This window comes from Streptomyces sp. NPDC048650 (assembly GCF_043199095.1).
Taxonomy (GTDB): domain Bacteria; phylum Actinomycetota; class Actinomycetes; order Streptomycetales; family Streptomycetaceae; genus Streptomyces.
The window spans coordinates 219,210-244,607 of record NZ_JBICVM010000008.1 but is presented as its reverse complement, the minus strand read 5'-3'; the positions used below and the strand labels follow the sequence as shown (position 1 = coordinate 244,607).

Below are 25,398 nucleotides of genomic sequence, written 5' to 3'. Positions count from 1 at the left end.
CCCTGACTGTGAACTCCGGCGAGGAGTTCACGAAGTTGACGTGGCCGACCGGACCGCGACCCTGGATTCTGCCGCCAAGATGCCGGCCGATTCCCGGGTCATGCTCGCGCACATCAAGAGTGAGCACGACACCAACCTGTACGGCACCATCCACGGCGGCGTGGTGATGAAGCTCATCGGCGACGCGGCCGCGGCCGCCGCTGGCCGACATGCTGGCGGCCCTGCGGTGACCGTCTCCGTCGATCGGATGACCTTTCTTGCCCCGGTCCGCGCCGGTGATCTCCTCAGCGTGCACGCCGAACTGGAACGCGCCGGGAGGATGTCCATGACGGTGGTGGTCCGGGTGACGGCGGAGCGTTGGAATGCCTCCGGTCCAGTTGCCGAAGTGGCCACCGGCCGCCTGATGTTCGTCGCCATCGATGCCAAAGGCGTGCCACGTCCGGTGCCGCATCTCGATGTCTGCGGAACGGACGAGCAGTGAGGGCTGCGACCTGCGCCTGGTCGTGGGTGGCTGGTCGGCTGGCACCTTGACGCCGCGCTCTTCGGCGCAGTGGGGACCTGGCACTCGGGCTGCCGAATGATTCCGGCACTGCGCGCAGCAGGAGTGCACTAGCAACTCCGCGACCGTGAGGGGCAGAAAGAGGTGGCGCTCGGCCTGGACGAGGCCGTCGGGGACGACGGAACGCAGGGGCTGACCGGTCGGCCAAGGCGGCGAACCCTGTGCAACGGGGCCGCTATGGCTGAATGAGGCTCACCTGTGACGAGGAGACGTCAGTCACATGAATTGCCCTCAAATAGCCCCGCAGTTACGCCTAGTGGCACTGAATGACACAGGGATCACGTCCAACGCCAAAGATTCCAAGGAGTGACCAAAGGGCCTGACACGCCGTGCCAGCGAGGGGTTACGAGGTACTCCGCAGTGTGTCAGGAAGGTGCATTACTCTGAATGCCGCAAGGCCGCCTTCAATCCGAAGGCGGCCTAGGGCAAGCTCTCGCGCGGGTGGAGCCACAACGGAGCACGATGTACAAGGGAGTGCAACCTTGTCCATGCGGGACCTTACCTTGCCGTCCGACGGAGACAACCCCGGGGGCAGTCTGTTCGATCGGCTCAAGCTCGTAGATCATTACGGTCGGGAGTGTTGGTCGGCGCGTGATCTTCACAAGTCTATGGGCTATGCCTCGTGGGAAGGCTTCGAGTCCGCCATCAATCGAGCAATAGCCGCAGCGGAAAACAGTGGAGTCAACCCTCTTGATCACTTTCGTGGCGCCACGAAAGTGATCACCGGTGGTCGCTGGGGTCGGCAGAGCGTCGCAGACTTCCGCCTCACTCGGTACGCCTGCTACCTGGTTGCCATGAACGGCGACCCCAGAAAGCCGGAGATCGCGTCCGCTCAAACGTATTTCGCTGTCCGGACGAGAGAGGCCGAAATCGCGCAGGGGCAGGGGGCGGATGTCTCCAGCCCCGAGGGGATTCTTGTCCTGGCGGAGAAGTGCGTCGAGGCTGCTCGCGACCTAGTTCAGGCCAAGAGGGAACTCGCGATCGCCGCACCGAAGGCCGGCAAGTGGGATGACTTCTGCGACTGCGATGGTCTGATCGACATGGCGACCGCAGCAAAGGCGCTGACCCAGATATCCGGAGGACTGGGGCGTACCAAGTTCATGGAACTGTTGCGGCGGGACGACATCAGGCTCCTGCAAGTTCAGAACCCTCGCCTGCCCTATGAGTGCCACACCAAGGCGGGCAGAGCCGAGGTGAAGTTTGTTCCGACGCCGAACGGTCGATGGGTGGAGCAGACGTTCCTCACGCCTAAGGGGCTCGACTGGGTGGCTAGCAAGCTTGGAGCCGGGGGGCTGGTTAACCGAGCGGCATGACCGCGCGAACGTCGCGACCGTTCCCCCGCCAGTCGAATGCAGGGGGAAATGGTGCTGATCTGGTGCGCGACACCTGAACTGGCCCGTACGACAAGGAAGGCCCAGGTCGCTGACCTGGGCCTCAGCTCTGGAGCGGGTGCCGGGATTCGAACCTGCGCTCTGAGCTTGGGAATCAACGGGAACGCTGCCCGTACTTGCTGCCTGAACTGTGCGCTATGCGCCTACTTAGGGCGATCGCGAGCCGCGAGATGCGTGACCTGCTGGGGGCCAAGGTGCACTTCGGGGCCGATCTGGCGGTGTTCGTGACGACCACGCGGTTCAGCCGGCCTTCCGAAGGGTTCGCCGTACAGCACGGCATTCTCGCTGTGCACCGTGACCACCTCGGCCTGTGGAACAGCGGAGCCTCGCTGCTGTCGCTCGGCGAGGCAAACGGTGGCGGACAGGGGGGCCTCGGCACCGGACGCGCTGGAGGCAGGCGTACGGAGAGTGAGAGCCCCCACCGGATCAGAGCGTGGGGCCTGGCTCACCCCCGCTGCTCGTCTGTCTCGTACAGCCTCCAGGCCGGCCATCGAGCGGCTTCGACTTCGCCGTCCCCACTGCCCAGCAGGTTTCGCCGGTGCAGCATGAGCCGGAGGTGGCGTGCCGCGTCGGCGCCCTCTTCGACTCCTCTGTCGAGCAGTACAGCTCTAGGGGCGGTGTCGCCGACGCCTGCCACCAGAGCGTCCGCCGGATGCCCGTGAACGGTCTCGCCCAGCGTGACAGTGGCTCCCGCCTCGCGGGAGAGGACCTGGTACATGCGCTTGAGCAGCACGTCTTCGCTGCTGTCATGTGAGGGCACTCCGTCGCGCTCCGCACTCTCCAGCAGCGCGGCGGCCACGCCTCCCCGTTTCCGCCAGCGCTCCTTGTCGCCCACCACGATGAGGTGACTTCGCGCCCGGGTGACGGCGACGTTCCAAAGGTTCAGCTGTCCGCCGACCCATTCGACGGCACCGGGGTGCATTCCGTCCCCGGCGACGAGGGTGAACACCATGACATCGCGTTCGCCGCCCTGGAAGGTGTGTACCGTTCCGATGCGCAAACGCTCCTCGTCGTACGGTCGCAACCGCCTCCGCAGCGCGTCGGCTTGCGGCGCGAAGGGAGTGACGACGCCGACGGTGGCTTCGGGCGGCAGCTGTTCCAGCAGGTAGTTGACGCTGTCGTGCGCTTTTCGGATCTCGTCTTCGTTGACCCAGGAGCCACCTAACCGGGGGCGGGTGGCCCGTCCGGGCACGTCTGTCCAGATGACGGCGGGACGCGGCAGAGCGGGGCGGCCGCGGGTGTCGGTGAGGACGGTCAGTCCGCCATCGTAGAAGAGGTCGTTGGAGATCGCGGCGATGTGCGGGTGGCAGCGGAAGTGTTCGTCGAGAAGCAACGTACCGCCTGCGGAGCGTTCGGCAGCGTGGAAGGCGGAGTGGCGCCGGTAGGCAAGGCGGTTTTTCTCCAGCCATTCGGACCGCAGCCCGTTCCCGTGGCGAATGAGCGCCTCGCGGTGCGGGCTGGTCTTCGTGATGTGCGTGAGCTGCATCAGGTCGCCGATGACGAGGGCGCGCCGCGCGCGGAAGAGCAGCGGCAGGACATGCGGGATCGCGCACTGGCTGGCCTCGTCGATGACGACCAGATCGAACAGGGCCGGGCCCAGAGGGAAACGCCGGGCAGAGAGGCTGGTGACGGCCCACCCGGCCACCGCGGGTGTCTCGGGCGAACCGTCTGATCGGCCCAGAACCCTCCGCATCTGCGGCCAGTCGCCGCGAGCCTCGTCCTCCTGAGCGGTCAGCAGATCGAGGATGCGACGGCGCCCAGCCCAAGCGGCGGCTTGCACCGTGGTGGCGAGGAGAGTGCGTGAAGCGTCCTGAACGCTGTTCTCGGCGTCCCGCAGTGCGCGCGCGAGCGCAGTGTCGTCCACGGAGGCCGCGTGCTCGCACCCGTCACGCCATTCCATCTCGGCCGCGGCGAAGCCGGCGAGCGCGAGGCAGCCCGCGGCGGAATCGCCGTCGTACCCGTCCAGACCTGCCCCGCGCAGGAACCGGGCCCGGCGCCACGACCCGAGGAAGCGCGCACGGGAGAGGCGGCGAGCTTTGTCTTCCAGCTCCCTGGGCAAACGACCGAGTAGGTCCTGGAGTTCGGCGACGGCGATCCCGAGCTGTTCCGCGTGATGCTCGCGGGCCTCGCCTGCCCGGCGGAGCCGCAGCTCCGTCTCCGCGATGCGCGCCAGGTCCCGCCGTACTTTTGTCAGATGGTCGGCGGCCAAGGCGGCCTCCATGGACGCCGTGGCCATGGTGGACGACGGCTCCGGGCCGGTGCGCAGTGCGTGCAGCGCGGCGGCCTCATGCTCCGTGTTGCTCTTGGCGTTCTTCCGCGCCGAACCGGTCCGTACGATGCTGCCGGGCACCAGCGTGTCGCAGCGGCGCCAGACCTCGTCCACTGCCTCGTTGTTGGTAGAGGCGACCAGTACGGTCTGACCGGCGGAGACCGCGGTGGCGACGAGATTGGCGACCAACTGACTCTTGCCGGTGCCGGGCGGGCCGGTGGCCACCGTGAGCCGGCGGGTCATTGCGGACCGGAGCACCGCGGTCTGCGCCTCGTTGCAGGGCAGTGGCGTCACGAGGCGCGCCGGTTCAGGATCCGTGTGGCCGAGGGCTCGGTCACGCTGCGAGGTTTCGGGCGCGAGGGCCCCGAGGGCGGTCTTCTCGATCTGGTCGGTCCGCTTGGCGATGTCGGCGAAGTCTTTGAGCAGGCGCTTGGTGAAGCCTGTCTGGGGGCGCGCCGCGAAGAGGACTGCGGTGTTGCGGGCGCCGTGGCCGGGTGTGCGGACGTCGATGCGGTCGGCGAGTTGGTCGGGCTGGAGCTCCTGCACGCACGGCAGCTCGAACTCCTGCGTAAGGAGGTTACGTACCTCCAACGCCATGCGGTCGTGCTGGCCTCGATGCCAAGACGGCTGGAACGTGTTGATGAGCTGGGTGGCTTCCTCTTCGCCGAGCCAGTCGAGAGCCAGCTGAGGATGCGGCAGGACCGGACCGTACGGCTTCAGCCTCACCTCGCCCTCGCCCTCGCCTTGGACGATCTCGACACGGCGTACCAGAAGCGGCGCGAACTTCGGGTGCCGCCAAGGGCGTCCGGAGCGCGGCCCGGTGAGGACCACGGCCGGGTAACCCGCCCAGAGCTCCGCGTCGTCCTCAGCCGCCGAATCCACCAGCGTGGCGGCTTCTTCGGGGAGCGCAGTGCATCCGTCGTCGTCCACGTCGCCGGAGAGGAACCTCTCCGCGCCGTCCAGGCATACGTACGACGTGTTCTGGTGGCCCACCTCCATCAGAGGCGTCTCGGCGCCTTCGGCCAGAACGCACTCGCGGTAGTAGTCCAGCAAGCCGGCCCAGGCGGGCTGCGTATGAGCGGACTTCGCGGCGTGCGGCTGTGGCTGCACCTCGGCGCCGGGGCGGGGCCGCGGACTCAGGGGATCGAGGATGGGGGCCCGGCCGAATGGACTGTCCGCGATGACGATTCGGTCGTCGACGCCGAGCGCGGAGTGCACCGGCACCTGACGGCCACCGTCCTGGGCACGCATACGCCGGTTCACATAGTGGAACAGGTCGCTGACCTGTACTTCACGGCCGCCGTCCTTACTGACCTTCCCCGTGCGCAGCGCCTCGATGACCTCACCGGTGAACGCCGACGGCTTCACGTCATCGCCGCCGCCCGCGTCAGCGAACGAGTCTTCCCCGGCCCGTGAGGACGACAGGACGTACACACCCCTGCTGGTCAGCGGGGGCTGCTCGCCGGATTTCGCCACGGAGCTGTCAGGCCGTCGGTCCGACGTACGCAGACCCATGGCGAACCCGCCGCTGCGACAGCAGTCGATCATCACGATCTTCTGCGGTGCGACGCACTCTTCCAGTGAATCATTGAGGAACCCGGCGCTGACACCGGTCGCGGCCACTCTGTCGTAGTCGGTGTCCTTGGCGATGAAGTGAAACTCGCCGCCATCACGCACCGTGCGTACACCATGCCCGGAGACGTACACGAGCGCGAGCTCGTCCTCGTCGCGATCCTGAAGGAACTCGCCGATCACCGCCCGCATGTCGTCTGCGGTGAGATCGGATTCTGTCTGGACGGAGACGAAGTTGCCGATATTGCGGTGCTTCAGGACCTGGGCGAGTCCCCATACGTCCGCTCGGACGGAGGCGAGGGGCGAGAAGCGGCCATCGTCGTAGTGCTCGTTGCCGATCAGAAGAGCCCGGCGCTTATGGAAGCGGGTCACGCCGCGCTGTCATCCGGTCCGGGGCCGTCGTCGCCGGAGATCCGGTCCTGGAATTCGCGGACCATGCGTTCCTGTGCGGCGTCAGGGCGCCCGGTGATCTCGACGGAGTCGCTCGCGATGGTGACCACGACCTTGCGGTGTCGTTCCTTGGCGCACCACTCCTTGATCAGGGTGATCAAGACCTGGGACGCCGGGCGAACAACAGCGGCAGTGGTAGCGGCCCAAAGAGCCACCTCGCCCACGCCCGTACCCTTACGGCCCGGTTCGGCGGACGCTTCGGCGTCATGAAAGCCGACGACGAGACCGTCCGCCCTCTCCAGGCTGTCGTGCAGATCCCGGGTGAGGCGCTCCTGCCGGAGTGTGTCGCCGCCTGTGGGCACGGTGAGTGTCCACTGCGGTCCCCCGTCGCGCATGTGCTGCTCCTCGCGTTCGCTTATTTGCTTGTTCGGTCCGTTCAGCGACTTTGGCACGAGGACGTTCGCTGGTGACAGCCTGGGGTCGAGGGGAGGGGCGGCATCCGGCCACCTCCGCGCCTTGGAGGAACGGCGTCTCAGCCGCCGACCGGCGTCTTCGTCTCCCCGGGCGATCGCAGGCATTGAGGCGGGAGAGACGTTCTGCCAGCATCCCGTCGGTGCTGCTCAGGAGTAAGAGGCCGCGGCGCCCTTCGCTCCGGTGCTCAGGCTGCGGCTTCGCCGGGATCCTCGTCTTCCGGGGGGGTGGACCCAAGTAGTACCGGGTGCCAGGTCGGCCCCTGTCTCCGCCTTGTACTGCGCCGTCTTTTCCTCGCTGGCGTTCTGACCCTTAGTGAGCTTCCGTAGGTGGGGGGTGGGCGACTGCCGAGGCTGGCCCGTGGTTTCAGTGGCGGAGGTCTCCTCCTGATCCTCGGTGTCTTCGGGGACGCTCGGTTCCATGGCGTTCCTGGCGATCACGACAACGGCGATCAGAGCCACGCTGCCGACAGCGCCGCCGACGGCGAGGATCTTCCCCCTGTGCTTCCTGTAAAGGTCCTTCGTCCTCTCGGCGAAGGAAGTGGGCTCGCCGTCCTCGGGCGTGAAGTCAGTCACGCGCACACATCTACCGGGCCCATCCCTCACCTGTCAGGCAATCAGCCGGCATCGCCCGATCAAGTTCAGTGGCTTGGCACCGTTGACGTCAGGAGGATTTGGCGGAGTGCCGAGCAGTGAAACGCGCGCCCGTCTGCCTGAGGTCGAGCGGCGCTGCTATTGGATCAGTCGGAGCACTGGCCTCTGTTCTTGAACGCCCACAAGGTCCCGCACCCTCTTGCTTGTCCAGGCCAGTTCATGTGCATCAACCGCCTCAAACAGTGGCGAGGAATCGCCACCCGCTACGAGAAGACCGCGACCATCTACCTGGCCGGACTCCACATCGCGGGCATCTTCCTCTGGTCCGCCCGATGATCCAAACGAAAGTCCCTAGGGCTGGAGCTCCCGGAGCAGGAACGCCTCAGGCAGTTCGCCGAACCCGGGCGTGCACCTTCACGTCTGGAGCGAGAATGGCTGCCTGGGGCAGAAGGATCAACAAGGCATAGGGGGCGGAGTTCTGCATGACGAGCCAGGCGGAAGTAGTCGGCCTGAAGGTCGCCAAGGCACTGTCGTACGTGTGTAGGCATCGGGATGAACTTGCTGAGCTGCTCGACGAGGACGACGCCAGCTTGCGCGCTGTCGAAGCCGCAGTCGGCAGCCCGGCCGAGGACGACGGCTCACTCACGCCCCTCCTGGACGCCTTGCACGCAGCGGTTCGATGCGCAGGCGACCCGTCGGGGGTGTACGGAGATTCGGGCCGCAGCGTGATGCCGGCCGGTGTTGCTGATCTGGATGTCGTGTACCGGTGTCCCTTGCAGCTGTGCATCGGCAGATCGGGTCACGAAGTGGACGACGTGCCACACTGCCGGTTCGCTCTCGCTGATCCGGCGCTGATCCGGGAGAGGCTCCCATAATGGGAGGGTTGCTCGGCGAACTCGGCAAGAAGCTGGCCGAGCGGTGGCTATCCCTCCTCGTGTTGCCAGGCGCCCTTTACCTGGCGGTCGCCACAGCCGGACATACCCTCGGGCAGAGTGCCGCGCTGGACTTGGGGCGGCTCGCTCACGCGATCTCAGAGGCCGCCCGGGCTCCCCAGGTAACTGCAGTAGGCGGCCAGGTCCTGCTGCTCGCTGCTGTGCTGGCAGGTGCGGCCGTCGCCGGGCTGGCAGCCCAGTCCCTCGGGTCCGTTGTCGAGCGTGTCGCCTTGGCCGCCGGCTGGGGCGCATGGCCGTGGCCGTTTGGCGAGTTGGTCGAGCACCACGTGGCACGCAGGCAGCGTCGCTGGGACGCAGCACGGGCGGAGTACGAAGCTCTGCGGCTCCGGGAACGCGCTCCGCGTCCGGCCGACCGCCCCAGGCCACGGGATCGTCACCGTGCGGCTCACAGGTGCGAACGCATCTCCGTGGAGCGACCGGAACGGCCAACCTGGAGCGGTGACCGGATCCACGCCGCCGCGGTCCGGCTTGACCGAGACGCATATGGCAATCTCCTCACCGTCTGGCCCCACCTCTGGCTCGTGCTGCCAGAAGAAATACGCGGTGATATCGGCAGGGCCCGCGCCGCGTTAACGCGAGCTGCCGTCCTTGGTGGATGGGCCCTGCTCTATCTGCCTTTGGCCTGGTGGTGGTGGCCCGCTGCGCCGCTCGCCGCCACGCTGGTGGTCATTTCGGCACGTCGCCTCCGCGCCGCCTCGGATATATACGCCACGCTGCTGGAGGCATCCGTGCGTCTTCACCTGACGGACCTGGCCGACAAAATGCGCATCGAGGAACAGCCGATGAGCCCACCGCTCGGTCGTGCGGTCATGCGACGGCTCAGCAGCCCGGCGCCGGTGTCGGAACCGGCTTCGTGAGCTCGCCGAATTCAGAGGCTCGCCGCGGCGGACCTGGATGGCGCAGCCACCTGATCTACTCGAGAACGAGAAGTGACAGGACAGTTCATGCAGGGTCGTGAGCAGGACTTCGCAAGACAACTCGAACTGGAGAACCGGATTGCCGCAGTGGGGTTACGGCTGGATCGGATGGCCCGCGAACAAGACATCGGTGTGGTGCTGGAGCCGGAAGCATTGGCCGAGTCCCGCCAACTCGCCGCGATCCTCCGAAACGACGCGTCCGACCTGGAAGGTCATTACGCCCTCGGCTGGTTGCACATCTTCAGGTACCGGGCACTTCTCGGAGGGGCTGGGCAGCGGGACAGAGAGGAGGCCGTCGCGAGGTTCACGCCCTGCTTCGTGTTCGACGACGCTGGTGCGGAGGATTTGCCGGACGAACTACTTCCGGATGTAGCCCAGCAAGCGCTGGGCTTCGTCTGGAAGGTTCAGCAAGGAATGTACGCTTCGCCGAGCCCAGAGCTGCGCGCAAGGGTGACCGATCTCCTGCGGCGTATCGCGGCCGTTATCCCCCGTGGCGAAAGCGAGCACGCGGAAACGCTGTCCAATCTTGCCGTCATCCTGAAAACCCATTTCGACATGGGTGGCGAACCGGCGGATCTGGACGCGGCGATCGACGCGGCGTGGGGGGCGGTGGAAAGTACGACAACGGGGCACCTGAACCGGTCGGTCATGCTGGTCAACCTGTCAGGTGTGCTGATGGAGCGTTTCACTCATGCAGGTATGACGGCGGACCTGGACGATGCAATCGAGACTGGCCGACTGGCAGTCCAAGCGGCGGTGAGCCCTTCTGCCGACCGGGCTGGCGGGCTCAACAATCTGGGCACCGCGATGAAGACCCGGTTCACCGAGAGAGGCATCCTGTCGGACCTGGACGCGGCGATAGAAGCTTTCCAGGAAGCGTCAGACCTCTGTGTCGAGGACCACGACAAGGCGGGAGTTCTCTACAACCTGGGTATCGCTTGGCAAGACCGATACGAAAGCACCGGCATCCCGGCCGATCTGGAGAACGCGATCGAGTGCTGCCAGGCCGCTGTCGAGGCTGCCTCCGAGGAACATCCTAGGCGCGCCACATTCCTGGCTGGGCTCGGCAGCACCGCGCTGACCCGATTCAAGCGCACTGGGGAAACAGATCATCTGGACCGTGCTATTAACGCGTTCCGGGGAGCTCTGGAGATGACCCCGCTGGGTCAACGGACACGGGGGCTTCGCCTCTCCGGCCTGGGGCAAGCTCTCCTAGCGCGGTACCGCCTCGGCGGGGACAGGTCTGACCTCGATACGGCGATTGAGATGAACCGGACTGCCTCCCGAGAAATCGCCCCGCAACAAACCGCGTTCAACGCAGTTCTTAACAACCTGGGCATTTCTCTGTGGCAGCGCTTAGAGTGCAATGGTCATATGGCCGACCTGGACGAGGCGCTCAGCGCCAGCCGTGCTTCCGCGCAGGCCACAGCGGACGGTCACCCCGATCGCCCGACCCGTCTGTCCAACGTCGGACTGATGCTGTGGACGCGGTACAAGCACACCGGGGCGCTGTCGGACCTGGATGCCGGGATCGAGTTCGCACACGACGCTGTGGAGGCAGCATCACCTGGCCACTCTGTCCTGGCGGGAATGCTGTCCAATCTCGGCATCGCACTGATGGAACGTTACGAACGAAACGAGTACACACCGGATCTCGATGAGGCGATCCAAAGAAATCGCGAGGCCCTCGCGATCACAGATTCCGTCAGTCCCGACCGTCCGCGCTTCCTCGCGAATCTGTCCGCCACACTGCACGCGCGGTTCCAACAAACCGGGGGGTTCGAGGACCTGAATGGCGCGATCAAGGCAGGACGGGACGCCGCCGCCGATGTCCCGAGCCACTACCCAGAGCGCCCGCGATACCTGTCCGCGCTGGGAGCCGTACTGTCCGTCAGATTCAAGGAGACCAGATCCGCAGTGGACCTGGACGAGGCGGTGGCAGCATGCGAGGCCGCGCTCGACACTACGTCCGCCGAACATCCGGAGAGATCTAACTACCTGCTCAACCTCGGGACAGCCCTACACAGCCGGTATGAGCGGACTGGCTCACGGCACGACTTCGATCGCGCTCTGGCCGCACATCTGGAAGGTTCGCGAGCCGACTGGACCAGACCGTCAATGCGAATTCGGGCAGCTCAGGCGGCAGCCTCACTGATCGGACGGGAGGACCCCGATCTCGCGGCCGATCTCCTGGCCGGGGCCGTACGCTTGCTGCCCGAGGTAGCTGATCGTCGGCTGGGCCGTGGCGACCAACAGCACGCCATGGGCAAGTGGTCCGGGCTGGCCGGAGATGCCGCGGCACTGGCTCTGGCTTCTCACGAGGAAACACCCACCGACCGGGCCGTGCGGGCGCTGCAATTGCTTGAGACGGGCCGCGGCGTCCTCCACAGCCAGGCACTGGACATGCGGAGCGACCTTGCCGAGCTTCGCGAGTGCCATCCGGACCTGGCCCAACGCTTCCAGACGCTCCGAAACGAGCTAGACCGACCGATGGAATGGACTGCTTCCCCCGCAGACCCCACGGGGCAAGTCCGCACCGCCATAAGCGCGGTCGATGCTGGGGAACATAGACGGGACCTCGTCGGCCAACTCCAGGCAACGCTGGACCGCATCCGAGATCAGGACGGATTCGCCGGTTTCGCTCGTCCCCCCGCTGTTGCTGAGCTCTTGGCGGAAGCCGCCTTCGGGCCGGTGGTGAGCTTCAACGTCAGCCACTACCGCATCGACGCACTGCTATTGACGTCTGATGGAATCGAATGCCTGAACCTGCCCGGCCTCACTTACGACCACGTGGTCGACCGGATACAGGTATTCCACCAGGCCCTGGACGCCGCTGCGGATCGGCACACGACGCCACTCGCACGCAAGGAGGCCCAGGCAACGCTGCGCGCCGTCCTGGAGTGGCTGTGGGACGCAGCAGCCGAACCGGTCCTGCACCGCCTCGGTTTCACAGCTGAGCCCTCCCCCGGGGAACCGTGGCCCCGTGTCTGGTGGGCGCCGGGTGGGCTCTTCTCACTGCTACCCCTGCATGCTGCTGGCCACCACACCGAGTCGCCCCAGGCGGGCCGGGGGAATAGGCGGCGGACGGTCATGGACCGTGTCGTCTCCTCCTACACCCCCACCATCCGCGCACTGCATCACGCACGCCGTAGTCACACCTCCACGCTGTCCGTGAGCCGGTCCTTGATTGTTGCCATGCCCACGACTCCGGGTGTTCACGGCCGCCTGGACCACGTCTCCGATGAAGCCGCACTGCTGTGCAGCCTGCTGCCGAAGCCGAGGCTACTCATCGAGCCGGACGGAGCAGCCCACAGCACGACCGCTTCCAAGCTGTCAACACAACCGATCAAGACCCGGGTCCTGAAAAACCTCTCCGATTGCGGGATCGTTCACTTTGCCTGCCACGCTGCCCACGACCCCGCCGACCCGTCCAAGAGTCTGCTGCTCCTGCACGACCACGAATATGATCCGCTCACTGTGGCAGACCTTGCCGAAATGAGGCTGGATTCAGCCCAATTGGCCTACTTGTCAGCGTGCCGAACAGCGTTCATGGGCTCCGTGGAGCTGATCGACGAGGCCATCCATCTCACCTCGGCATTTCAGCTCGCTGGATTTCGTCACGTCATCGGCACCCTCTGGGAAATAAACGACGAGATGGCCTCACGTCTAGCTGCTGCTTTCTATGCCGAGCTCGGCATGGCCAGGAGCCGCCATGGTGGCCTCGATACGAATGGGGCGGCCCGCGCTCTACACCACACCGTGCGCAATATCCGTGATCGATACCCAAAGGCCCCTTACCTGTGGGCGGCCCACCTGCATGTCGGGATCTGATGCTCGGCGGTGCCTCTTCAGCTGAAGACCCGGCTTCGGAAGGCGTTGCGGATCCGGGTCAACGGCTCTCGGTCGCGGGTGTAGTAGAGCTTGTTCGTCAGCAGGACGGCCCAGGTTCCCCGTTTGGGGGAGATCCACATGCCGGTGCCGGTGAATCCGTAGTGCACGTAGGTGCGGTCGGCAGGGTCGGTGCCGGGGGCGGGGTGCCAGAAGAGGCCGCGTACGGGCTCCAGGGTTCCGGTCTGGATGCTGAGCGACTCCTCGACCCAGCTCGGCCCGAATCCCGGCTCTGTGGGGGCGGTCGTGGGGTCGAGCATGTACCGCAGGAAGCGGGCGAGGTCGTCGCGGACGGAGAAGGTGCCGGCGATGCCGCAGACGCCGCCGAGGAGGCGGGCGGAGAAGTCGTGGGCGGTGCCCTTGAGATGGCGGCCGGTGTCCTCGTCGAGTTCGGTCGGGGCGCAGCGGACGGACAGCTCGGGTAGCAACGGGCCGAAGCGGGTGTGGGTCATGCCCAGGGGCTGCCAGATGTGGGTGTGGGCGAGTTGGTCGAGACTCTGGCCGGAGAGGTGTTCGGCGAGGTAGCCAAGGATGAGAGCGGCTCGGTCGGTGTATTCGACGGCCTCGCCGGGCGGCCGGTGCAGGGCTTCGTGAAGGACGCCAGCTCGGATGGCTGCCGGGTCGGTGCCGTAGAGGTTCTTCAGCTGGGCTCGCAGTGGTACGCCGGCGGTGTGGGTGAGCAGGTGGCGGGCGGTGACCTGGCCGAGGGGGTGGCCTGTGGCCTCGGGCCAGAAGGCGCCGAGGGGTTCGTCGAGCGGGAGGGAGCCGTCTTCCCAGAGGGCGCCGACCGTGGACCAGACGGCCAGGATTTTGGTCAGGCTGGCGACGTCGAAGACCGTGTCCGCCCGCATGGGGATGCCCGTCTCGGCGGGATCGAGGACGCCGGCGGCGCCCGCGGCTTTCGTAGCTGCTGCGTTGCCGATGGCCCACACCGCGCCGGGGTAGACCTTGTCGCGGACGCCGTCCGCCACGAGCTGCTTGATCCGGTCGGTGCTGTCTTCCATGAACATCTCCGATGTCGCGGTGCGGGCCCGCCCGTCAGCGTAGTGACGCGGGCGGGCCAGGCCGGGGAACGTGGCGGGGTGGTCAACTGATCCGGTGGCCGAGCTCGGTCAGGGCCCTGGCGGTGGCGCTGAGCGGGTAGCGGGCGGCGTTGCTCCGCCCGGCCTGCCGCAAGGCAGCGAGCAGCCCGGGGGTCGTACGAAGACGGCCGATGTCTCGGGCAACGGCTGGGGGGCGGGTGAAGTCGGTCGCGGTGCCCGAGGCAGCGAGCGTGTCAGCCAGGCCGGGGACGGGCTGGTAGAGCACGGGCAGGCCGCAGGCTTGGGCTTCGAGGGCGACGAGTCCCATGGCTTCGAGGGTGGTGGAGGGCATGACGAGCAGGTCGTGGTCGGTGAAAGTTCTCCACAGCTGTGGGCGGCGGAGCCAGCCGAGGTACCGGATCTTGACGCCGGACTGCCGTACGGCGCGGCTGAGGGTGCGGAACTGGTCTTGCGGGGCGGCGATGCTCAGCTCGACGCCCTGTACGGCCGCCAGGGCCAGCAGCAGGTTCTCGGCGCCCTTCTCCGGCGTGAGTCGCCCGGCGTACAGCAGCCGGAAGGGACTGCCTGACGGACGGGGTGATCTGGGCGGCGGGTGGGCCAGGAGCCGGTCGGGGATGCCCCAGGGAATGTGGGCGATCTTCGCGCGGTCGGTGGTAGGCGCAATGCGCAGGAGCCGGTCGGCCATGGCCGGTGTCGGCACGACGATGGCGTCGGCGAGTCGCACGGATTCGGTCAGCACTTTGTGCTGGTGGCGGTGGGCTTCGGCGAACAGCAGGTCGGTGCCATGCACGAGTGCGATCCGCGGGTGCTCGCGCAGGGCCCTGATCAGCGCGGGGGTGCCACCGAAGGTGAGGTGCTGGAGGTGAAGGACACCGATGTGATCCGGGTCGATTGCCTCGGCCAGGGACCGTTGGAGGGCTGCTACGTAGCGGTGGAACGCCGGGCCTTCGAGGCACTTGCCGACGACCGGCAGCAGGTCGAGCCCGGCGGGCAGTTGGGGGCTGGGGCTGGCGGGGGCGAGCATGAAGGCTCGTGCGGGAATGAGGGGCCTGTCCCCCGTGTAGAGGTCGAGGAAGAGCTCGACGCTGCCGCCGGGGCTGGGGAAAGGGAGGTCGAGGACGGTGGCTACCTTGGCGTTCATGGTCGGCAACCCCCAGAGATTTCCTCATACAGGCGGGAAGTCTCGATTCCTTGGCTGGCCATGTACTTGAGGCCGTGCTGCTGATAGCTGGCCGCAGCGCCGAGGGGCTGTAGGAAGACGAGCTTGCCGAAGGTCATGCCGGGATAGATGCGGACCGGCTGGCTGGCGCGGATCTCCAGGGTCCAGCGGATGGCGTGGCCTTGGTGGCCGAGTGGAGCGGATACATGGACCCAGATGCCGAGGGTGCCGGTGGTGCGGTCGCCGTTGAGGAGCTGTGCGTAGGTCTCCGAGCCGGTCTTCTCGTGGGTGACGCCGAGGTAGAGCACGCCGGGTTCCAGGACGAACCCCGTACGGGGGATGGAGATCTCGGCGGACGAGGTTGGGGCGGCGGCGTCGAGGTCTCCGTCGCAGATGCGCAGGTGGCTGCCGAGGCGCCAGTCGTAGGCATTGGGGGAGAGCCTGCCGGGGTCGTACGGATCGATGGTGATCTCACCCGCGGCGTGCGCTGCGGCGATGGCGGGGCCGGTGAGGATCACGGCGCCACCGCTTCCAGAGGGGCGACGTCCCGCCAGAAGGCGGACGGCTTGGGCCCGCTGGCTGCCTGGTACTTGCCGGAGTACGGGGTGATGGGCCCGACGGCGACGAAGAACATGATCTGCCCGATCTTCATGCCCGCGTAGACGCGTAAGGGGCGGATGGGGGAGAGCATCAGGGTCCACTGGCCGTGGAAGCCGATGTCGCCGATGGGGGCGGTGATCTCGACGAACAGGCCGAGGCGGCCGACGGAGGAGCGGCCGAACAGGAGGGGGACGAAGGTGTCGGAGCCGACCTGTTCGACGGTGTGGCCCAGGTAGAGCTGGCCCGGTTTGAGGACGTAGCCGTCGGCGCCGATCTTGATGCGGTGGGTCGGGTTGGGCTGGTGGGCGTCGAGGACAGGGGTTTTGTAGGTGAGCAGGGTCGGACCGAGGCGGACGTTGTAGCTGTTGGGGTTGACCTGCGCGTTGTCGAAGGGGGCAATGCGCAGGCGGCCGTCGGTCGCGGCTGCGGTGATCTCGGGGCCGGTGAGGATCATCGATGAGGTCCTTCGGTCAGGATCTGCTGGAGGGCCTGGCGGAGACGGAGGCCGGCTTGGTGGGTACGGCCGTCCAGATAGCTCTCGGCTAGGTAGTCGGTGGTCAGCACTGTCGGTAGCTCCGGCGGCAACGGGGTCGGTTCAGCGAGCAAGGGGCCAGCGCTCTTGGTGAGGTGGGCCAGCAGAGCGTGAGGGCTGGTACGCAGCGTCTCGGGAACGCGCGCGTGGACGAGCTGGTTGTTGAAGGGCTCGATGGCCAGGAGGCCGCCGAAGGTGAGGACGTCATCGAGCTGGGTGGAGCGCAGGGCGGTCTCGTTGAGGATGACGGCTTCGGCGCCGAGAGCCGTGCGGAGACGGGCGGCGAGGTTGCCGAGGAGCAGCCGGCGGTCGAGGAGGTGGCCTCGGTACGGCTTGGCGACGGCGCCGATCGGCAAGGCCAGGCGATCTCTGAGGTCTTCGATCCGGTCATGGACGGAGGCGAGATGGGCCGGCAGTGCTGCGGTGCTGGTGCCGGGGAAGCAGGCGTTGTGCGCGGTCCATCGCGTGGGGGCCGGTTCGGCGAGGGCGTAGCCGACGCCGAGTTCGCGGCCCTTGAGAACGAGGGTCTCGCCCACTCGGGTGGGACCGTACTGGTCGCTGTGGCAGTGCCCGGCGAAGATCACGTCGAGGAAGGGGCAGGCGGCGGCCAGTTCGAGGTCCTCGTCGAAGCCGCTGTGGCTCAGCACGACCCAGGCATCGACCTCGTGGTGGTGGGCCAGCATCACTTCGCGCAGAGCCTGGGCTGGTTCTGTGACGCGATGACCTGCTCGCTGGTCTTTGGGGATGGAGTGGAATGCCTGCGAGCCGATGACCGAGGTGATGCCGACGCGCTGTTCGCCGATGCGGGTGGTGTGCAGGCGGCGAAAGAGGGTTTGGCCGGTGGCGGCATCGACCGCGTTCGCGCACACGGTGATGTTCCGGACCGGGGATTCGAAGTGGTGGATCCAGCCGTGGTTCCCGGGCGCGATCACGTCGTAGAGGCCAAGGAGGATCGCTGTCTCGATACGGCCGTGGCCGAGGCGGTAGTACCCGCTGCCTTCGAAGAAGTCGCCGCAATCGACGATCAGCGTCTCCGGCCGGATGGCGTGCAGATGGGCCAGCATCGACAGGGCGTCATCGAATGAGCTGTGGACATCGGTGGTGGCTGCGATCCGTCGCAGGGCGCGTGGACCGGTCATGGGGTGACCTCGCAGATGTCGGCGCCAAGAGCGAGCAGCTTGGTGGGAAGGTCGGCGTGGCCTCGACGGAGCTGCTCGAGGCCGCCGAGCGTCGTGACGCCGCGTGCGGTGAGGCCGGCGATGAGCAGGGCCGACCCGGTGCGGATGTCGGTGGCTTCCACTCCCGTGCCGATCAGCTGCTGTGGCCCGGTCAGGCGGCACTGGGTGGGCGAGGTCTGGTGGATGTCGGCACCGAGGCGAGCGAGCTGGGGAATGAGGTTGCTGTGACGCCCGGGGTTGATCGCGTCGGCGAACAGATGGGTGCCATGCATTCCCAGCGCCAGTGCCATCAGGGCGGGTTCGAAGTCGGCATCGAGCCCGCGGGGAGAGAGCGAGGCAATGGCTCGCAGGGGCTGGTGGGTGGGCCGAGTGCCCTCGGCACGGACGTTGAGGGCGTTCTGCTGGGCGTCGACGGGAATGCCGAGCCACCGCAACGCGGCCACCATCGGCGCAACGTCCTTGCTGCGTACGCCCTCGACGAGTCCGTTGCCTTGGGTGGCGGCGATGGCACAGGCCAGGGTGCCGGCTTCGACCTTGTCTCCGGGGACGGCCCAGGTCACTGGCTTTTGCGGTGCGGAGGTCGGCGGAGCCAGGGAGAGAACCCGATCGTCGGCCCGTGTCTCCCAACCGGCCACCTGGAGCGCGTGCAGGACGCTGAGGACTTCGGGTGAGAGGTTGGGCTGCCCCAGCCGCAGCGGTCGCCCGGCGATGACGGCGCGCAGAATGGCCGCGATGCTCGCGCCGCGGGAGCGGAACGGCAGCATCACCGACACCGAACCGGTGTGGCTCTCACCGGCTTCGACGCTGTAGCCGTGGTCGTTCACGATCGTGCGGTCGCCGAATGCCTCGTACACCTTGAAGTGCTGCTCCATCCCGCGTTCACCGATCCGGCAACCGCCCGGCCAGGGCAGCACGGCCCGCCCGTGCACGGCGAGGAGGGCGGGAACCAGGTAGTACGAGGCACGGATACGGGCTGCGGTGTCGTGGAATTCCGGCGCGACGTGCAGGCCATCGCTCGGCAGGATCAGGACCGTGCTCGGCTTGCCGACCGGATGGGTGATGCCGTGACCGGCGTGCTGGAGCAGCTTCAGCATGGCCTGAACGTCGTCGTTGGCCGGGACGTTGCACAGCTGGATGGGGCGGCGCAGGGTGGCTGCCGTAGCGAGGAGCGGCAGGGCGGCGTTCGTGGAACCGTCGACGGTCACGGACCCGGAAAGCGGCGGGCCGGGACGGATGGCGATCACCTCGGAGGTAATGGCGGGTGTCCGGGCGGTTGTCACAGTCAACTCCTCGAAACTGGAGCCTGGAATGGGGCATGGGGACTTGCAGCGGCAGGCAGATGGACCTCGGCCCAGCACCGCTTGCCAGCCGCGGTCGGCTCGACGCCGTGCCGGTCGGCCAAGGCCGCGATGAGGAACAGGCCCCGGCCGTGTTCGTCGTTCTCGCCAGACCCTCGGGGCCGGGGCTGACCGTGGCTGCTGTCACTGACCTCGACTCGTACGGCGTTGCCATCGCAGCTGGCGGACAAGGCGATTGCGCCCTGGCCTGCGTACTGCACGGCATTCGAGAGCAGTTCGCCGGCGATCAGCTCGGCGGTGTGCAGCGCGTCGCTGTCGACTGGCAGGCCCCAGTCGCGTATCTCGGCGACGAACTGCCGCCGCGCCGACGCCGCAGCTGCGGGGGTGCCGGAGACTGACAAGCGGATGTCGTGCACTTCCATGAGGGGCCTCCTGGATGGGTGCGGCTGGTCCAGGCAACCGCTCCAGATGCAGGTCCACCCAGTCCGTTTGCTGGCGCTGCATCACTTATGCAGGAGCTGCATCACGGCCAATTACTCGTCCATTACGCTCGGTTGAGCAGGCAGAATCGGCGACGGCGGGAGGAGCCGTGGCACAGATGGCCGAAGCGCAGAGCGAAGCGAGACGGATCGGCAAAGTGATCCGTCAGGCACGCGTGTTACAACGGCGCTCGCAGAAAGACGTCGCTGCCGCACTGGGGTATCACCAGTCCAAGGTGAGCCGCTTGGAGGCCGGAAGGGGTGTCCAGGACGTCGGCATGCTGCGTGAGGTCGCGCGGGTGCTGGGCATCCCGCCGCACCACATCGGTCTCGCCGCTGCTCCGGATGCCAGCCCCTCCACCCCAGAGACAACCGAGGACATGCACCGCCGTAACTTCCTCGCCGCGGGTATCGCCGCGCTCGTCACCCCCGCCGCGCCTGCCGCCGCCCACCAGGATCTGATCCAGTCCCTTCTCCCCGGCCCGAGCCCAGTGGCCACAGGACCGGTACCGGACCTGACGGAGATGCGTGATTACGTCACAGCCGCGCGCCGCCTCTTTTGCACCTGCCAGTACACGGAACTGGGGCGCACGCTGCCCGGACTGATCGGGCAGCTCCGGCAAGCCATCAGCGATGCCCCCGGCTCGGCGGGCCTGTCCGGACTGCTGGCCACGGCCTATCAGACCTCGGCGAGCCTGCTGCTCAAGCTGAGCGATCACGGCAACGCATGGCTCGCCGTCGGCAGAGCCATGGCCGAGGCCGAGCGCTCCGGGGATCCGGTGGTGCTCGCGTCCAGCGTCCGGGTACATGCCCACGCCCTCGCCCGTGCCGGCCACACCACCCAGGCCATCACCCTCGTCCGGCACACCGCCGACCAGCTCACGGGCGCGTACGACCAGCGATCCCCGAAATACCTCGCCGCGCTCGGCCTGCTGCTCCTGCGCGGCGTCACCGCCGCAAGTACCGGCGCCAACCGCTCCGCCACACAGGACTTCCTCACCGAGGCGAAGGAAGTCGCCCGCTACGTCGCGCTCGACCGCCCCGACGCCTGGGCGAATTTCAGCCCGACCAACGTGGCCCTGCACGGCATCAGCGCGGCCGTTGCCTTCGGCGACGCGGGAATCGCGCTGCAGACCGCCCGCCCCCTCATGCGACGCCACATCCCCGTGCCTGAGCGCCGCGCTGCCCTCTGGGTCGAATCCGCCCGGGCCTACAGCCAGCAGGGCCGCCTCGCCGACGGCTACCAGGCGCTGCGCATCGCCGAGAGCTGCGCGGCCCAGGACATCCGCCGCCCGGCCGTCCGGGAGCTGGTCGCCGACATGGCCGCCCGCGACCGCCGTCGTACCCTGCCGGAACTGCACCAATTCAGCCGTCGACTGGGAGTCCCCGCGTGAGCGAACAGCCCGACCAGCAGACCAAGAAGCCGTTCCTGTACGTCGTCGTATGCGCGTCAGGAATCGCCGACGACGTCGGCAAGCTGATCACGGCTGCGCAGGAGGCGAACTGGGATGTCGGTGTCATCGCCACCCCACAGGGCCTCGGCTTCATAGACACGACGGCGGTCGAAGCGCAGACCGGCTACCCCATCCGCTCAGCCTGGCGCTCACCCGGCGATCCGCGGCCCCTGCCGCCCGCCGACGCCATCGCGGTCGCGCCGGCCACCTTCAACACCATCAACAAATGGGCCGCAGGGATCTCCGACACCCTCGCGGTGGGCATCCTGTGCGAGGCGTACGGCCTCGGCATCCCCACCGCCGTGCTCCCGTACCTGAATACGGCCCAGGCCGCCCACCCCGCGTACCGGCAGAGCCTGGACCGGTTGCGCGAGATGGGCGTCTTGATCGGCTCGTACGATCCTCACCGGCCGAAGGCCGGTGGCGGAGCGGACCGTTTCCACTGGGAGGAGGCGTTGGAGCTGCTCGCTCCGGAGGTGTTGGGTCGAGCGTGATCACCGTCGCTGGGGCCGGTTCGCTTCCTGGTGGGCGACGGCGGCAGCGGCAGGGGCAGCAGGGGCGGGCTCGGTACGAGGACGCCGCGACCTGGGGGCCGACGCGGGTGGGGTGACGTAGCCGAGGTGCTGTAGCCGCCAGACCAGGACTTCGCTAATCGAGTCGGCGCTGTCCAGTTCGCGTTGCGCGGCGGCCCCGGCTAGCAGGGCGGTGGTGTCGTGGCCGGCACGTTCTGCCTGGTCGAGCACCGCGGTCAGCGCGTCCCAGCCAGGCTCGGCTTGAAGGTGCTCTGCCAGCTGGGGGAGGGCGGTGCGGACCGTGGCGGCGTGGTGTCGCCGGGACTGTGCAGGCAGGCGTTGGCCGTAGGCGCGCATGGCGGCCAGCAGGCTGGCGGCGGTTGCCTGGTAGGCGGCGCGCAGGTGGGATGCGGCCTGTTGGGCGGCCTCGGCCTGCTGAGCGTGGCCGCGGGCTGCGTGCCAGCGGGCGGCGGCGATGACGGTCAGGATCATGATGTCGAGGACCAAGGCGGTGGCGGCGCCGTCCTGTCCGCGGCCGAGAGTGGATCCGGAATGGACGATCTGGTGAGCCGCGCGGCGCAGGGCGTACATCTCCTCCTTCTCGGCGCGGATGTGCGAGCGAGTGGCGCGCTCGAAGTGCACTGCGGTCTCTCGTAGTTCGGCCTTCGTAGGGCCGAACGAGGTCTGGGCGAGGGCGTCGAGTACCTCGCCGACCCCGATCAGCTGGGCAGCTGCCGCACTGTCATCGCCGGCTGTGAAGGACGTCAGGGCCGAGTCGGTGGCCTCGGCGGCGAAGTGGCGGGCGCGGACCGGTGCCGAGGCGCCGCTGCGTTCCAGGACCGTGGGGGGCTCGGGCATGTCCGTGGTGGCTGCGAACCGCTTGCGGATCCGGGGCAAGGAAAGGTCCGGCGCGAGCTTGGAGCCGGAGAACCAGATGGGCTCGCCCGCCTTGTTGCGGTCGCCGACCTTGGCGACCGAGTACCCGAGCACATCGCCGGAGGGGGCGAGGCGTTTCTTGATGCGGACTCCTTCGGCGGCGAGCCGGTCGAAGAACTCGGCTTCGTCGGCGGCACCGGCCAGGGCACGGTGGACGTGTTCGCGCAGCAGCTCGCGCGAGGTGGCCTCCTGGCCGAGGCGTTCGGCCTTGCGGCGTTCGGCGCTGGTGGGGCGCTTGGCCGCGGTTCCGTCACCTTCCTTGAGGCGGCGGAGCCCGAACTCCTTCTCGATCTTGCGGCACTCGGCCTGGGCGCGAGTGCCGTCCTTGTGGTGGCGGGGGCGGGTGCGGTCGGCGCGAACGAGGGTGGCGACGATGTGGATGTGGTCGGGGGCGTGACGGACGGCGATCCAGCGGCAGGCTTGGTCGTCGCCGTCCAGGGCGATGCCGGTGGCGGCAAGGACGCGGCGGGCGACGGTGGCCCATTCCTCGTCGGTCAGGGTCCGGTCGCCGGGGGCGGTGCGGACGGGGCAGTGCCACACGTGCTTTTTGGGGGCTTTGCCGCCGAGGGCGTTGACCCACAGGTCGAGGTCGGCGGCCAGTACGCTGAAGGTGGCGTTCGGGTCGCGTCCGGGGTCGGGCAGGTGGGGGTCGTAGGCGGCGACGAGGTGCGGGTCGACGTGGGCTTCGATGTCGCTGGTTCGGTAGAGGTAGTGGAGCAGGCCGATGGTGCGGCTGCCGCGGGAGACGTCGGGGACCAAGGCGTTCAGCTCACCAGCTTCTGTGCGGCCGTACGGATCTTGGTGGCGGCCTCGGCTACGGCATCGGCGGCGCGGTCGATGTGGAGGGCGTCGCCGCCGGAGTTGAGGACCTTGGCGATCTGGTTCAAGTTGTTGCCGGCGCGCACCAGCGGGACGCGGGCGGCTTCCAAGCGGTCGAGGGCATCGTCCTGGTCGAGGTGGGGGCGGCCGTGGATTTCGGAGTGGACGGCCTGGGCGATGAAGCGGGCCTTGGAGACGCCTTTGGCGTCGGCAGCGTTCTGGATGTCCTCCGACTCGGTTGGGCTGGAGCGGAAGGTCAGACGTTCGGACCGCTGCCTGGGCTGGCGGGACCGCCGTCGGCCCTGCTTCGCCCTCTGCTTGTGGCCGCCCTCGGCCACGAGCTGCTGGTTCTGCGCCCCCTGGCGCGGGGCCTCCTCCGCCACCTCTGGGGCGGAGGCATGCGCGCTGGACCGACCCTTGGACGGTCCAGGGCTACAGCTTGCTCCGCTGGTGGTGCTGTTGCGGTCCTCCTGGCTGTCGTTTTGGGAGGTGGCCTCGTGGTTCGTGTTGTGCACTGAGTTCGTTTCCATGGGGTGTGGGAGTTCGGTGTGGGCGGGCGTTGCGGCGGCATGGTCCGTGTCCGCTGGTCGGTGGGGGAGGCGCAGGGAGCCATGCGGCGCTCGGCCTCTGACCGTGGTTCGCAGCGTGGGTCGAGGCTGCTCGTCCGGAGGTCGGTGTGACATTGCGAGGGTCGGGGACCGGGGACCGGGCGGGGTCGCTCCCCTGATGGTTGGTCCTGAGGCCGGGGCCCGGCACCCGTTTCGGTGCCGGGGTGGTCTTGGTCCCCAACGGATCGGTCCCCGGCTCGGTGTGTCGCAGGGCCCTGGTCCCCCGGTTGTCGGGGACCGAGTGAGGACGGTCCCCGATGCTCCCGGTCCCCGGGGGATCGGGACAGTTCCGTGGCGCGCTGAGCAGCGATTTTGCAGGTATCGGTGCTGGACCCGCATCGCTGCTGGCCTTGGGGACCGTGCTGTCACGGTCCCTTCTCTCGATGTTCGCGCGGTCCCCGGTCCCCGGTTTCGGTGCGCTCGGTCCCCGTGCTGGTTCCCGTCGGGGACCGCGTCGGGACGGTCCCCGACGGGACCGGACTGTCGAGCTGTCGCTGGGGACCGGCGACCGGGGACCGTGTGGAGCCGTCGGCTGAGGCGGTCCCGTGCGTGCATCCGATCGAGGACCGACGGGCTGCCGGTCAGCCGACCTTGCCCTGCTCTCCCTCCTCACGTGCCATGCCTCCCGGGGCAGAGACATGTCAGTGGTGGCCGGCGCTGGGACGGCGCGTGACCACCTACTGCACGAGCCGCGACGCAGCTGAGGGCTGGTGCCCACGGATGCTCGCGCGATGGCCACATCAGGTGGGCGATCAGCCGCCGCGTCGGCTCCAGCGCCGCTCGGGCCACGGAGGCGACTGCGCGACGTTCCAAGGCACGGCGTATTACTCCGTTTCCGCCGGTTCGTCGAGGGCGGCGAGGAGGGCTGCGGTGTGCGCTTCGGCGCGAGTCATGCCGCCCGCCGAGGTTGAGATGGGGGCGCCGCCGGGCAGGGCGCGCAGATGCGGGTGCCCGGGGGTGGGGGTGCGTTCGCGGGCGATCCAGGCGCGCCAGTCGGCGGCCCACGCGGCGGCGGTGCGCGGTATCCCGACCGCTCGGTAGGAGCGCCACTTCTCGTCGGCGGTGCGCAGGGCGTGATCGCCGAGCCGGGCGAGGTGCCCCTGATGCTGCAGCCAGGCCCGGGTGTCCTCGTCGATCTGCCATTGGGTGGCGGGGATGAGTGGGGCAGAGCTGCTGCTCTTACGGTTCACCTTCGGTTCTCTACTGTTCTGGGGGTCGGAATCCGTGCCCCCTGGGGGTTGGGTTCCGTGCCCCCTGGGGGTTGGTTTCCGTTCCCCGGGGTCAGATTCCGGTCCCCCTTGGAAGGGGGTGGCAGGGTTGGATTCCGTCCCCTCGGGGGTTGGATTCCGTTCCCCTTGGAGAGTCGGATTGCGGCCCTCGTCGATGGCTTGGTCGGCGAGGAATCAGGCGGCGGCCGGGAGGTGGTAGTAGGTCTCTCCACGGGGCCCCTTGCGGCCCGTCAGCTGCTCCAGCTCGCCGGTGGTGAGCAGCTTGGCAGGGCGTCGCGCACGGCGGTACGGGAGGCGTTCGCGCGCTTCATGAGGGTGGGCATGGACGCGTAGGCGACGCAGCCGCGGTCTACGCAGCGGTCGGCGATCAGGGTGAGGACCATGCGGGCGGTGCCCTTGCTGGTGCTGTGGTCCCACACCCATTCGCGGGCGGCGTGGCTCATCGGGTGATGGCTCCTTGGTCGGGGGCGGTGAGGCGCGGCGAGCCCTCTTCGGGCGAAGCGCAGGAGGGGGTGGCACACGGTTCCGGCCCGAACGTGCCGGGCAGG

19 protein-coding genes and 3 pseudogenes are annotated in these 25,398 nt (G+C 68.0%); 9 read left to right on the top strand and 13 right to left on the bottom strand.

The window, feature by feature from the left end:
* The first annotated feature begins 40 nt into the window (after positions 1-40).
* The 3 genes and pseudogenes from ACGFML_RS23900 to ACGFML_RS23890 form a co-directional block, all read left to right on the top strand.
* Complete coding sequence (locus tag ACGFML_RS23900; RefSeq protein WP_393546780.1) at positions 41-481, top strand: acyl-CoA thioesterase; 441 nt, start codon at positions 41-43, stop codon at positions 479-481.
* A gap of 686 nt (positions 482-1,167) precedes the next feature.
* On the top strand, positions 1,168-1,872 hold the full coding sequence (locus ACGFML_RS23895) for a phage antirepressor KilAC domain-containing protein (protein WP_393546778.1): 705 nt from the start codon (positions 1,168-1,170) through the stop codon (positions 1,870-1,872).
* Between the two features lie 215 nt (positions 1,873-2,087).
* Positions 2,088-2,195: pseudogene (locus tag ACGFML_RS23890) on the top strand (hypothetical protein); the annotation flags it as partial.
* Positions 2,196-2,395: 200 nt separating this feature from the next.
* Here ACGFML_RS23890 and ACGFML_RS23885 read toward each other — a convergent pair.
* From ACGFML_RS23885 to ACGFML_RS23875, 3 genes are all read right to left on the bottom strand, one after another.
* Positions 2,396-6,163, bottom strand: a complete 3,768-nt coding sequence (locus ACGFML_RS23885) for an AAA domain-containing protein (RefSeq protein WP_393546776.1) — start codon at positions 6,161-6,163, stop codon at positions 2,396-2,398.
* Positions 6,160-6,576, bottom strand: a complete 417-nt coding sequence (locus ACGFML_RS23880; RefSeq protein WP_393546774.1) for a hypothetical protein — start codon at positions 6,574-6,576, stop codon at positions 6,160-6,162. The genes ACGFML_RS23885 and ACGFML_RS23880 overlap by 4 nt, the downstream gene beginning before the upstream one ends.
* 225 nt (positions 6,577-6,801) lie before the next feature.
* On the bottom strand, positions 6,802-7,227 hold the full coding sequence (locus tag ACGFML_RS23875) for a hypothetical protein (protein WP_393546773.1): 426 nt from the start codon (positions 7,225-7,227) through the stop codon (positions 6,802-6,804).
* Positions 7,228-7,470: 243 nt separating this feature from the next.
* On the opposite strand from ACGFML_RS23875, the pseudogene ACGFML_RS23870 reads away from it, so the two are divergent.
* The 4 genes and pseudogenes from ACGFML_RS23870 to ACGFML_RS23855 form a co-directional block, all read left to right on the top strand.
* Positions 7,471-7,581, top strand: a pseudogene (locus ACGFML_RS23870) (IS5/IS1182 family transposase); the annotation flags it as partial.
* A gap of 146 nt (positions 7,582-7,727) precedes the next feature.
* On the top strand, positions 7,728-8,120 hold the full coding sequence (locus ACGFML_RS23865) for a hypothetical protein (protein ID WP_393546771.1): 393 nt from the start codon (positions 7,728-7,730) through the stop codon (positions 8,118-8,120).
* Positions 8,121-8,128: 8 nt separating this feature from the next.
* Positions 8,129-9,055 carry a hypothetical protein gene (locus ACGFML_RS23860; protein ID WP_393546769.1) on the top strand — a complete coding sequence of 309 codons (927 nt, stop codon included), beginning with the start codon at positions 8,129-8,131 and terminating at the stop codon, positions 9,053-9,055.
* A gap of 87 nt (positions 9,056-9,142) precedes the next feature.
* On the top strand, positions 9,143-12,946 hold the full coding sequence (locus tag ACGFML_RS23855) for a CHAT domain-containing protein (RefSeq protein ID WP_393546767.1): 3,804 nt from the start codon (positions 9,143-9,145) through the stop codon (positions 12,944-12,946).
* A 17-nt stretch (positions 12,947-12,963) separates the two neighbouring features.
* Here ACGFML_RS23855 and ACGFML_RS23850 read toward each other — a convergent pair whose 3' ends face one another.
* The 7 genes from ACGFML_RS23850 to ACGFML_RS23820 form a co-directional block, all read right to left on the bottom strand.
* Positions 12,964-14,007 carry a serine hydrolase domain-containing protein gene (locus ACGFML_RS23850; RefSeq protein ID WP_393546765.1) on the bottom strand — a complete coding sequence of 348 codons (1,044 nt, stop codon included), beginning with the start codon at positions 14,005-14,007 and terminating at the stop codon, positions 12,964-12,966.
* 82 nt (positions 14,008-14,089) lie between these two features.
* On the bottom strand, positions 14,090-15,187 hold the full coding sequence (locus tag ACGFML_RS23845; RefSeq protein ID WP_393546763.1) for a glycosyltransferase family 4 protein: 1,098 nt from the start codon (positions 15,185-15,187) through the stop codon (positions 14,090-14,092).
* Positions 15,184-15,723 (bottom strand): deoxycytidine triphosphate deaminase, encoded by a 540-nt coding sequence (locus tag ACGFML_RS23840; protein WP_393546761.1) that lies wholly within the window; start codon positions 15,721-15,723, stop codon positions 15,184-15,186. Before ACGFML_RS23840 ends, ACGFML_RS23845 begins: the two co-directional genes overlap by 4 nt.
* Entirely contained in the window at positions 15,720-16,259 is a 540-nt protein-coding gene (gene dcd, locus ACGFML_RS23835; protein ID WP_330479108.1) for a dCTP deaminase, read from the bottom strand. Before dcd ends, ACGFML_RS23840 begins: the two co-directional genes overlap by 4 nt.
* Complete coding sequence (locus ACGFML_RS23830; RefSeq protein WP_393546759.1) at positions 16,256-17,476, bottom strand: metallophosphoesterase; 1,221 nt, start codon at positions 17,474-17,476, stop codon at positions 16,256-16,258. The genes dcd and ACGFML_RS23830 overlap by 4 nt, the downstream gene beginning before the upstream one ends.
* Positions 17,473-18,795: a UDP-N-acetylglucosamine 1-carboxyvinyltransferase gene (locus ACGFML_RS23825; RefSeq protein WP_393546757.1), complete on the bottom strand. Its 1,323-nt coding sequence runs from the start codon at positions 18,793-18,795 to the stop codon at positions 17,473-17,475. The genes ACGFML_RS23830 and ACGFML_RS23825 overlap by 4 nt, the downstream gene beginning before the upstream one ends.
* Positions 18,796-18,797: 2 nt before the next feature.
* Complete coding sequence (locus ACGFML_RS23820; RefSeq protein ID WP_393546755.1) at positions 18,798-19,235, bottom strand: ATP-binding protein; 438 nt, start codon at positions 19,233-19,235, stop codon at positions 18,798-18,800.
* A 176-nt stretch (positions 19,236-19,411) separates the two neighbouring features.
* On the opposite strand from ACGFML_RS23820, the gene ACGFML_RS23815 reads away from it, so the two are divergent.
* Both ACGFML_RS23815 and ACGFML_RS23810 read left to right on the top strand, forming a co-directional pair.
* Entirely contained in the window at positions 19,412-20,686 is a 1,275-nt protein-coding gene (locus tag ACGFML_RS23815) for a helix-turn-helix domain-containing protein (protein WP_393546753.1), read from the top strand.
* The gene (locus ACGFML_RS23810) at positions 20,683-21,240 is read left to right on the top strand and encodes a flavoprotein (protein WP_393546752.1); all 558 of its coding nucleotides are present in this window, start codon (positions 20,683-20,685) and stop codon (positions 21,238-21,240) included. The genes ACGFML_RS23815 and ACGFML_RS23810 overlap by 4 nt, the downstream gene beginning before the upstream one ends.
* Here the strand turns inward: ACGFML_RS23810 and ACGFML_RS23805 are convergent, their stop codons facing one another.
* From ACGFML_RS23805 to ACGFML_RS23795, 3 genes and pseudogenes are all read right to left on the bottom strand, one after another.
* Positions 21,241-22,953 carry a relaxase/mobilization nuclease domain-containing protein gene (locus ACGFML_RS23805; protein ID WP_393546750.1) on the bottom strand — a complete coding sequence of 571 codons (1,713 nt, stop codon included), beginning with the start codon at positions 22,951-22,953 and terminating at the stop codon, positions 21,241-21,243.
* 5 nt (positions 22,954-22,958) lie between these two features.
* Positions 22,959-23,528: a plasmid mobilization protein gene (locus ACGFML_RS23800; protein WP_393546748.1), complete on the bottom strand. Its 570-nt coding sequence runs from the start codon at positions 23,526-23,528 to the stop codon at positions 22,959-22,961.
* A 917-nt stretch (positions 23,529-24,445) separates the two neighbouring features.
* Positions 24,446-25,293, bottom strand: a pseudogene (locus ACGFML_RS23795) (helix-turn-helix domain-containing protein).
* Positions 25,294-25,398 lie beyond the last annotated feature (105 nt).